This is a genomic window from Microbulbifer epialgicus, from assembly GCF_041447265.1.
Taxonomy (GTDB): domain Bacteria; phylum Pseudomonadota; class Gammaproteobacteria; order Pseudomonadales; family Cellvibrionaceae; genus Microbulbifer; species Microbulbifer epialgicus.
Map to the genome: position 1 here is coordinate 41,738 of NZ_JBGMEK010000035.1, position 10,480 is coordinate 52,217.

Annotated in this window: 8 protein-coding genes; 6 read left to right on the forward strand and 2 right to left on the reverse strand. The window is 50.4% G+C overall.

What is annotated here, in order from left to right:
- Positions 1-93 precede the first annotated feature (93 nt).
- The gene (locus ACCI49_RS15050; protein WP_371839872.1) at positions 94-1,032 is read left to right on the forward strand and encodes a porin; all 939 of its coding nucleotides are present in this window, start codon (positions 94-96) and stop codon (positions 1,030-1,032) included.
- A 146-nt stretch (positions 1,033-1,178) separates the two neighbouring features.
- Here ACCI49_RS15050 and ACCI49_RS15055 read toward each other — a convergent pair whose 3' ends face one another.
- On the reverse strand, positions 1,179-2,663 hold the full coding sequence (locus ACCI49_RS15055; protein WP_371839874.1) for a bifunctional 2-methylcitrate dehydratase/aconitate hydratase: 1,485 nt from the start codon (positions 2,661-2,663) through the stop codon (positions 1,179-1,181).
- A gap of 425 nt (positions 2,664-3,088) precedes the next feature.
- On the opposite strand from ACCI49_RS15055, the gene trhP reads away from it, so the two are divergent.
- Complete coding sequence (gene trhP / locus ACCI49_RS15060; RefSeq protein ID WP_371839881.1) at positions 3,089-4,387, forward strand: prephenate-dependent tRNA uridine(34) hydroxylase TrhP; 1,299 nt, start codon at positions 3,089-3,091, stop codon at positions 4,385-4,387.
- A gap of 163 nt (positions 4,388-4,550) precedes the next feature.
- On the opposite strand, the gene ACCI49_RS15065 is transcribed toward trhP, so the two are convergent.
- Positions 4,551-4,712, reverse strand: coding sequence for a hypothetical protein (locus tag ACCI49_RS15065; protein ID WP_371839875.1), 162 nt, complete (start codon positions 4,710-4,712; stop codon positions 4,551-4,553).
- 174 nt (positions 4,713-4,886) lie between these two features.
- Here ACCI49_RS15065 and ACCI49_RS15070 point away from each other — a divergent pair, with 174 nt between their 5' ends.
- From ACCI49_RS15070 to ACCI49_RS15085, 4 genes are all read left to right on the forward strand, one after another.
- Positions 4,887-6,137 (forward strand): efflux RND transporter periplasmic adaptor subunit, encoded by a 1,251-nt coding sequence (locus tag ACCI49_RS15070; protein ID WP_371839876.1) that lies wholly within the window; start codon positions 4,887-4,889, stop codon positions 6,135-6,137.
- 35 nt (positions 6,138-6,172) lie between these two features.
- Positions 6,173-6,889, forward strand: a complete 717-nt coding sequence (locus ACCI49_RS15075; RefSeq protein ID WP_371839878.1) for an ABC transporter ATP-binding protein — start codon at positions 6,173-6,175, stop codon at positions 6,887-6,889.
- Positions 6,886-9,309: an ABC transporter permease gene (locus ACCI49_RS15080; RefSeq protein WP_371839879.1), complete on the forward strand. Its 2,424-nt coding sequence runs from the start codon at positions 6,886-6,888 to the stop codon at positions 9,307-9,309. The genes ACCI49_RS15075 and ACCI49_RS15080 overlap by 4 nt, the downstream gene beginning before the upstream one ends.
- Positions 9,310-9,402: 93 nt before the next feature.
- The gene (locus ACCI49_RS15085; protein WP_371839880.1) at positions 9,403-10,308 is read left to right on the forward strand and encodes an alpha/beta fold hydrolase; all 906 of its coding nucleotides are present in this window, start codon (positions 9,403-9,405) and stop codon (positions 10,306-10,308) included.
- The last annotated feature ends 172 nt before the right edge of the window (positions 10,309-10,480 follow it).

Sequence of the window (10,480 nt, forward strand, 5' to 3'; positions counted from 1 at the left end):
GGTCGCAGAATCCGCACCAAATCGAGGGGCAGCCAAACAAACAATATGGAAGGCTTCCTCTCAGACCAAAACCATAAACTGTGCGAGACGACTATGAACAAGACCGCTCTCTCTCTGGCCATCGTTGCCATTATCCCCCCTATGGCCAACGCCCAAGATGACGGCGATGTACTCGACTTTTACGGCAAAGCCAATGCCACTTTCCAGGCTGCTGATGAGGGTGACGGCTCTGTCACCGACGTTCAGAGCAATGCTTCCCGCCTAGGTGTGAAGGGCGAAATCGCTCTGACCGACGGTATCAAAGGTATCTACCGTATGGAATACGAAGTAGATATGGACGGCGACGCTGAAGATACTTTCTCCCAACGCAATATCTACGCGGGCCTGGAAGGCGGCTTTGGCCAGGTAATCGGTGGTAAATTCGATACCCCGCTGAAAGTTGCCCAGAAGAAAGTTGACCTGTTCAATGACCTGGAAGGCGATATCAAGAGCCTGATCACCAGCAGCGACAACCGCGAGGCAGACGCCCTGCAGTACACCTCTCCGTCTTTCGCTGGTTTTAAAGCTTCTGCAGCTTATATCAGCAACAAAGAAGAGATTATCAACGAAGAAACCGGCGAAGAGCGCGATAACGGCGTTTCCATTTCTGTCGCTTATGATAACAACGGCGTGTACATGGCCTATGCTGTCGACCAAGGCGTTGAAGAGCAGGACGTGGACGTTCAGCGCTTCGTAGCTCAATACAACGTCGGTCCTGTACAGGTAGGCGCTCTGTTCGAGGAGCAGGAAGATGCTGCTGGAGAGAACACCGATGGCTGGATGGGCTCTGTCGCTTACAAAATTGAACAGTGGACTCTGAAAGCTCAGTATGGACAGTCTGACATCAAGAAAGAAGGTGGCGAAACCTACAGCTTGGGTCTCGACTACAAATTCAATAGCTCGGCCAAGATATTCGGTTTCTACACCGACGAAACTGCCGATGAAGATTATGATCGCAGCTACGCTGGCATCGGAGCTGAATACAAGTTCTAAATAAACTTGTTACGGCGATTATCCAAATTGGGAAAACTGTTTGATCGTCGTATACAGCTGAGAGCTTGAATCAAGGCGGCCTTTGGCCGCCGTTTTTATTGATTTTAACTTTTAGGCCGCCACCGACCAAACACCGTTACCAGTCATTAAATTACCAGTAAGTCCATAAATTTATTTATTGGCATGTTCTCTAATCTCTGCTGATCAGCGAATAGTTCAAGGATCTTTTCTGCCTGGGTCGGGGGAAAGCGCGAAACCAGGTTTTGTCGGAACTTTTCTTCAAGTAGCGGGATACCAGCCTCTCTCCGACGCCGGTGGCCAAGAGGATATTGCACCTCCACTTTGCCCGTTTTGTCACCACCACTAAAGAATACCTGCACGGCACTGGCAATAGAGCGCTTCTCAGGGTCTAAGTAGTCCTTGGAATAATATTTATCCTCGACCACCTCAATTTTCTCCCGCAATCGGTCTATTTCCGGGTGTTCCTTGTGAAACTCATCTTCATAACACTCCGCTGATAAATCACCAAATAGTAAGCCAACCGCGACGATATATTGCAAGCAGTGATCACGATCCGCAGCATTTGCTAGAGGGCCAGTTTTGGAAATAATACGAATCGCCGATTCATGGGTTGTCACTATTATTTTATCTATTGCCGAAATACGAGCTTTCACTTGTGGGTGCAGGATAATCGCCGCCTCACAGGCAGTCTGGCTATGAAACTCTGCGGGGTAAGAGATCTTAAAAAGAATATTTTCTATTACATAGGAGCCATAGCTGCGTGGAAACTGAAATTCACAATCTCCCAGCTGCTTGATTTTCTGGTCCGCATTTGTCTTACTAAACGCAACATCATAGAACCCCCACTGCTTTGCAGTCAGTGCAGTCGGCACCCCCATTTCACCGCGCAGAGCCATATCTGCCAAGCGCACCCCCCTAGATGTGGCATCTCCCGCGGCCCAGGACTTGCGCGAACCGGTATTGGGCGCGTGCCGGTAGGTGCGCAGAGCGCAACCATCCACCCAAGCCAGGGAAACCGCAGCCAGTACCTCCTCACGACTCCCCCCTTTTAACCAAGCCACCACCGCCGTTGAGGCCACACGTACCAGCAATACATGGTCGAGGCCCACCCGATTAAAGCTGTTTGCCAGTGCCAATATGCCCTGAATCTCATAGGCCTTAACCATTGCCTCCAATACCATTCGCATCTTTAACGGGTTTTCTCCATGCACCAGCTTCTGCAGGGATAGGAAATCACAAACCGCCAATATGGCACCCAAGTTGTCGGATGGATGACCCCACTCAGCGGCGAGCCAGGTATCGTTGTAATCCAGCCAGCGAATGATGGCGCCTATATCCCAGGCAGCCTTTACTGGGTCCAAGCAAAACTGAGTACCCGGCACACGGGCTCCATAAGGCACCAAAGTTCCCTCAACCAACGGACCCAGCAGTTTAGTACATTCTGGGAAACGCAACGCCAATACTGCACAGCCAAGGGAGTCCATCAGACAATAGCGCGCCGTCTCCCAGGCATCATCAGAATGGACCTGATAATTGAGAACATAATCGGCAATATCCTGTATCACCTGATCATATTCTGGACGGTCATTCTGCTTTGAGTCGAAGCGCATGTGTACAGAGCCTCGTAACGATTTCAAAAAATAGGTGCGAAGGAAATAAGCTTAGTTTCTTCCCTCAATTCATCTACGACCAGGCGGGTAAATAAGCTCTACTGTCGAACAAGTACAATAGATAACAGAGTAAACAAATGGAGCCAGATCAAAAACCTGCGGAATTAGAGACAACAGAAGTGGGGCCACAATACTTTGCGGCATTTACCACTAAAGAGGTATTGAGTTATTGGGAAGTTGCGCGACGCTGAGCCAAACCCATACATAGCTGAAGAAGGCAGATAAGTACCTCTTCTGGGCGTATTATCATACCATTGGCAGCAGTTTTCGATGCCGGTATTATGCGGCAGCGACAGTCCCTTCTATGATGAGTTGTTTCCGTGTCTAAACCTGAGCTGTTGTCCCCCGCAGGGACCTTAAAAAATATGCGTTTCGCCTTCACCTATGGTGCCGATGCCGTTTATGCCGGCCAGCCCCGCTACAGCTTGCGTGTGCGCAATAATGAATTCAAAAATATTGAAACCCTGCGCCTAGGCATAGAAGAAGCACACCAGCAGGGAAAACAGTTCTATATCGCCTCTAATATCGCCGCTCACAACGACAAAGTTCGCAGTTACCTGCGGGACCTGGAAGAAATTGTCGAAATGGGACCTGACGCCCTGATTATGTCCGACCCAGGCCTGATAATGATGGTAAGGGAGCGTTGGCCTGATCTGCCTGTCCACCTATCCGTACAGGCCAATGCGGTAAACTACGCGACCGTAAAGTTCTGGCATCGTCAGGGGTTATCTCGGGTGATCCTGTCCCGGGAACTGTCCCTGGATGAGATTGAGGAAATTCGCCAGAAAGTGCCTGAGATGGAGCTGGAAGTCTTTGTCCACGGTGCACTCTGTATCGCCTATTCCGGGCGCTGCTTGCTGTCCGGTTATATGACCCATAGAGATGCCAACCAGGGCGCCTGCACCAACTCCTGCCGCTGGCAATACCAAGCTCATGAAGCCAAAGAGAATGAAGTTGGCGAATTGATTCATGTGCAAACCCAGGAAACTATCCAGAAACCCATCCAGCAACCCACCTCCGCCAGCGACAGCACTTCCCAGGCCTTTTTACTGCAGGAAGAAGGTCGCCCTGGCGAATATATGCCGGCCTACGAAGATGAGCACGGTACCTACATCATGAACTCCAAAGATTTACGGGCCGTACAGCATGTCAAGCGCCTCACAGAAATGGGGGTTCACTCTTTAAAAATCGAAGGTCGCACCAAGTCCCACTACTATGTGGCTCGTACTGCCCAGATCTATCGTCGCGCCATAGACGATGCTGCAGCAGGAAAAGACTTTGACATGAAGATGATGGACGAATTAGAAACCCTCTCGAACAGAGGCTACACGGAAGGTTTCTACCGTCGCCATCCACCAGCAGAATACCAGCAATATGAAAAGGGGTTGATATCAACTCCGGGCCAACAGTTCGTAGGCGAGCTTATTGACGGCAGTCCTGAGTATTTGACGATTGATGTTAAAAATCGCTTTGAACGCGGTGATCAATTGGAGTTAATGACTCCCAGCGGTAGCTTGTTCTTCCCCTTGGAGCAAATGGAGAATACGGAAGGCAAAGCGATCGATGTAGCTCCAGGATCCGGGCATATCGTGCAAATACCCCGACCAGAGGGGGTTGATGACGATCAACTTCAACAGGCGCTATTGGTCAAAGCTCTGGGATAACCCTCGGCCTGTAATTTGCACTATGGCTTATCAAGCCCTTCGTTTTACAAATATATTTTGTTAAAGGTGTAGTGGTTTAGACAATCTACCGGATTCACTAAGCCACGACACCTTTATTTCCACCATATCTCCTCCTTTTAACTTGTGAGTTGATCCTCAAAATTCATTGGGTCATCGTTAAACTTCTCAAGTGACTGCCCACTTCAAAATATTCAAACCGTCCTGTATTTCCCCACCATTCACCGCAAGCAACTGGTTCTTGTACCAATTTTCCTGCATTTTCAGCCTCACCTAAAACCTTTTTAAAGCCCTGAGTTTTGATCAAAAAAATATGCTCGACAGTACTAATTACAAGATAAAAACCCGCCCTCCCTCGGAGTTCCAACAGGAATACCACCCTTTTTAATCGTTATGGTTTTCCACCTCTAACTCGCCTCCGCATCAAGGTTTCACAGTAGAAAAGCGTGCAACGATTGCTTAACCAAGGAAATGCCGCAATATGGATATTAATAAACCTAAGAAACGCCCCCTGATTAAGCACCCTTTAATGCTAGGTGGTGCTGCTCTTGCTTTTGTGGCATTTACCAGCACCCTCCTGTTACTTCCTGACAGCGCCTATAAGGTTGAGCGGGAACAGCTAATGCTAGGTACCGTCCAACGGGGAGACCTGCAGGTTGTGGTAGATGGCTACGGTAGGCTGCGTTCAGACAAGCAGACTTTAATTACCGCCCTAACCGCAGCGAATGTTGAAAAAATCATGTTGCGTCCCGGTGCAGAAGTACAAAGTGATAGCGTCATTATGCAACTGAGCAATCCAGAGTTAATGCGCGATCTGGATGCAGCCGAAACCTCCCTGGAACAAGAGGAAGCTAATCTGCGTCGGCTTGTTCTGAACAACCAGCGCGATGTTCTCGCGGAGGAAGCCATACTCGCGGAACTGAACTCCAATTACCAAGTGATCAAGTTGCGTCGCGAAGCTGAGGACGAGCTGGTAAAAAGTGGAGTGGTTTCCCAGCTCACCTACCAAACCACCGTCTTACGCCAGGAACAGATGAAAAAACGTGTGGACCTGCAAAAGCAGCGTATCAACCACCTGCGCAAAGTCGCCGTCGAATCAGAGTTAATCCAGCGCGAGCAAATCAACCAAGCCCAGACCCAATTGCAAAGCATCCAACAGCGGACAGATCGCCTCACAGTACGCGCCGGCCTGGACGGCATACTGCAACGACTACCGGTAGAGCTGGGGCAAGGTGTCGATCCCGGGCAGGAGCTGGCGCTGATCGGCAGCGAGACAGATCTTCTCGCTTTGGTTCAAGTACCACAATCCAAAGCAGAGCAACTGGAGGTTGGCCAACCCGCTGAAATTGATACCCGCAGAGAAAAAGTCGAAGGTATGGTAACCCGTATTACGCCCGAGGTTCGGGACGGCAATATTGAAGTGGAAATTGCTTTTAGCGAAGGCGCCCCAGAGTCTGCCAGGCCACAACTCAACGTCGATGCCCGGATCTTCACTGCCACGATGGAAGATACGCTATTCGTCGAGAGACCTATCAATGTGCAGAGGCACAGTGAGGCCAATCTCTTCCTGATTAACGAAAACGGGGAGGAAGCGGCGCTTCAACCGATCAGCTTTGGCGAGGAGTCGGGCCGATATATCCAAATCACCCAAGGCGTCAATGAAGCGGATCGAATCATCCTCTCGGATATGGCCAATTTTAATGAAGCTGAGCATATCCAGATTGTTGACTAAAGCCTGAAACCTAAAGCGAGAACAGGGAGTTCGCTATGTCCAAGCCAATCCTTCATATGGCCGGGATCACCAAGGTGTTCAGCACCGAAGAAATGGAAACTCACGCCCTGCGGGGCGTTGACCTGAGTATTTACTCGGGGGAATTTGTTTCTATCTGCGGCCCCTCGGGTTGCGGTAAATCCACACTTCTCTCGATTCTCGGCCTGCTGGACCTCCCCACCAGCGGCAGCTATCAGATTGAAGGCATTGAAGTCGCTCAATTGTCGCTGAGTGAGGCGGCGACTATTCGCAACGAGAAAGTAGGCTTTATCTTCCAGTCCTTTAACCTGATTGATGAGCTCTCTGTCTACGACAATATCGCCCTGCCACTGCGATACCGCCGCAATCCCATTCCCAATCTTGAAGCCGACAAAAAAGTGAAACACTGCCTGGAGAAGGTGGGGATGAGTCACCGGGCCTCTCACAAACCTAACCAGTTATCGGGTGGCCAACAGCAGCGAATCGCCATAGCCCGGGCGCTAGTTGGCAACCCATCCCTGCTACTGGTGGACGAGCCCACCGGCAACCTGGATTCCCACAATGGCGATGCAGTAATGGAAATGCTGCGGCAGCTCAACAATGAAGGGACCACCCTGTGCATGGTGACCCATGACCCCCGCTATGCAGATATGGCCAGCCGCCAATTGCATCTGCTGGATGGAAAAATCTCAACGCCGCAGCCCATAAAAGAGCCCCATGAGATGGCCCTATGATCACCACAAAGGACCTGTCCATTGCCCTCCAGTCCCTCAACCGGGCGCGGAGCTACGCCACCACTATTATTTTGACCCTGGGTATCACCCTCGGCGCCCTGGTGACGCTATTTAATCTCAACTACCAACTGCTAGCTGCACCCCTACCCTACCCGGACGAAGATCGGCTGTATGTCGTGAATGGTAATCTCTACCAAAACAACCAGCTGCGGCTGGAAAACAACAGCCAATACCCCGCCCTGGTTGAAATCTATAAAAACGACAGTTTCTTCGAGTCCAGCGCCCTGGTGTACTTCTGGGAAGATGTGGTTCGCAATTTATCCGGATCACCACGGGTTAATGTTTCCTATGTCTCTCCAGAATATCTCCAGCTGGCTGGAGCACCCCTGGCCTTGGGCAGACAATTCAATACCGATGAAGGGCTCGACAGCCGGGTTCCCGTGGCGGTTATCAGTTATCAAACCTGGGAGCAGATGTTCCGGCGCAACCCAAATGTCTTGGAGCAAAGCCTGCAATTTGGGGAGGTGGACTTTCGTATTGTCGGCGTCACTGCCAAAGACTTCGTTGAACCCCAAATCTATAAACAGGGCCGACAAACGGCGGTCTGGCTACCCTGGGACTTTAACGATACACAAGTAGAGCGCAGAAATAATTGGAGAGGCTTTCTGCCTTTTCGCATGCTCACAGGGAAGTTGAAGCCGGGCATTAACCCCGCCAGCGCGGGGCATGAATTGAGCACATTAATGGATGCCCAGTATCAAGCGGCCCTAGCGGGAAGATCCTCTTCGGTAGAAAGGTCCGTTGAATACCGACTCACCCCCCTCGCCAATAAAATTCTTGGCGACAGTACCACGCGAACCCTAATGGTAATGGGCGGTACACTGGTGCTTCTGTTAATTGCCTGCGCCAATGTTACCAACCTGATTCTTTCTCGCACTGCCAAACAACAACGCAATATGGCGATACAGGTCGCGTTGGGCGCACACAAAAAGCATATCTTTTTGGCCCTGCTGTGTGAAATCGGCCTACTTATGTTAGGGGCTGCATTACTTTCTCTGCTGTTAGCCCTGGGATCGACGGAAGTATTAAAGGTGATGGCTACGGAACAAATTCCTCGCATTCAAGAGCTCACCTTAAACTGGCAGACACTGGTTTTCGCACTGTTGTGTGCCTTACTTCTCGCCCTGTTCTTCTCAGCCATAGTCAGTCGCCAGGTTAATTACCGCGCACTGAATCAAATGCTGCAGAGCAGCGGCAAAGGCTCCGGTGTACAAATTTCACCACTGATCCGCAAAGTCCTCATCAGCAGCCAAGTGGCGATGACTAGCTTGCTTATCGTCGCCAGCTTGCAGATTTTCCTGCAAGCTAACCGGTTGATTAACCAGCCCTTTGGCTTCCCCTTGGACAGCGTTCAAGTGATGACTCTGAATATCGGCAATCTTAGGAGCGCCCCCACTGCCGAACGGGAGAGTTACCTCAAGGCCATCAGGCAGAGATTGCTGGAGCACCCTAAAGTACAAAATGCCAGCTTGAGTTTAAACACCCCTATCTCTATCAGCCGACCACTCTGGACCACATCCCTAAGTCATGATGCCAGCCGACAAAACCCGGTGATGGCCAAGACCACAGTAGTCGACGAAAACTACCTTTCCATTTTGCGTATGCCACTGGTAGCTGGCCGCCATATCAATGCGGCTGAGTTTTCCGATAACAATCGCATGATGCTCGTCAACGAAACCCTGGCCCAGCAACTGGAACCGGATGGAGAAGTATTAGGCAATCGCTACTATTGGCGAGGTGACCTGCCCTACCAAGTGGTCGGTGTAGTGCGCAACGCAAGCCTGCCAGGCAAAAAGGAACCCGCCCGCTTATTTGTGCGCGGTATCAACGTGAGCTATCCCCTACTGGTACTCAGGCATAAACCTCACCAACCACTCAGCACTACAGAAATAAATCGGGAATTTGACGAAGTAAACAGGCAGTACAAAGTTTCCGAGCTATTCTCCCTGGAGCAGGCGCGAGACCTACTCCTAAGCAATGACCGGGTCTCAGTTTGGGTAACCACCGCCCTGACGTTACTGGCACTCAGCCTCGCTGCCATCGGTATCTTTGGAGTGCTCAGTTACAGTGTACAACTGCGGCGTACTGAGCTTGGCGTGCGCATGGCGATCGGTGCCCGTCCCGCTACCATTTTCTATCACACACTTATTGATGGCCTGATTCCCGTAATTATCGGTATCGCTGTAGCCGCTGTGATAATTGTTCCGTTTGCCGTGTGGCTTGAGCAAATTGAAACCAGCCTGTTCGGCTGGCTGTTGCCGCCACTGCTTATTGTCGCTTTAACGGCTTCAGTCACATTGATTTCTGTGTGGAAGATCATTAACAAGCCCGCGATTTACGCACTGCGTGGCACTGGATAGATAGTCTTCCCGCCAAAACCCTATCCTACTTGAGATGCAGCTCGTTCCGTGCAATCTTTGCAGCTAATGCATAAATAATAAATGGGGGAGCCAATGCAGCCACATCAATGGTTATCAAGCGGACAATGGTTCAACTTCCAAAGCCATAAGCTATTCTACGTCGATAGCAATCCAAACAACTTGCATAAGCCAATACTGTTGATGGTTCATGGCTTCCCAACAAGTAGCTATGACTGGCAGAAAATTTGGCCGCAACTTACGGCAAACTTCCGCTGTATTGCCATGGATATGTTGGGCTTTGGGTATTCCGACAAACCCAAAAATCACCGCTATAGCATCCATGGGCAAGCCGACTTACAAGAAGAGCTTCTGTATCACTTGGGCATCACTTCAGCACATCTGTTGGCACACGATTATGGCGATACCGTTGCCCAAGAGCTACTTGCCAGAGACAATAGCCGAGAAAAGAAGCTTTTCTGCTCTACATGCTTACTGAACGGCGGCCTCTTCCCTGAAACGCACCAAGCCCGGCTCATCCAGAAATTACTAATCTCGCCAATTGGCCCCCTGATCAACCGGCTGGTCAACTATCGTCAATTCTGCCGCAGCTTCAGTGCCCTCTTCGGGCCGGACACTCGGCCTACAAGACGTGAACTGCAAGAACTCTGGCAAATCATCCAATACAACGGTGGTAAATACCGCTTCCACAAACTGATTAACTATATGCGGGAACGTCGCAAGCACCGTCAACGCTGGATCGACGCCCTCAACCAATTCCAAGGTCCATTGCAATTGATTAACGGCTCCGACGACCCAGTATCGGGTGTACATATGGTGGCCCGCTTTCGCGAACTGATTGTTCGACCAGCAAACATTGTAGAACTGGCAGGAGTTGGGCACTACCCGCACTGGGAGGTTCCAGAAATGATCACATCGACTTACTTGCAATTTCTCGAGGCCAAAACAAGGGATTTAACACTATCGGCCTCATTGCCTTAAACACTCACAAAGTTAACGGATGGGACAGTTCTAAAGATTAGTAAAAATCCGCATTCTTAGAATGCGGAATTGCCCTCGGCCCCCTAAAAGGGGGCTATTGAGCCAGTCTTCTTAGAAGACTGACCGAGAGTTATCCCGCTTTACACTATCAGCGCAAATCCAACCGGGATTG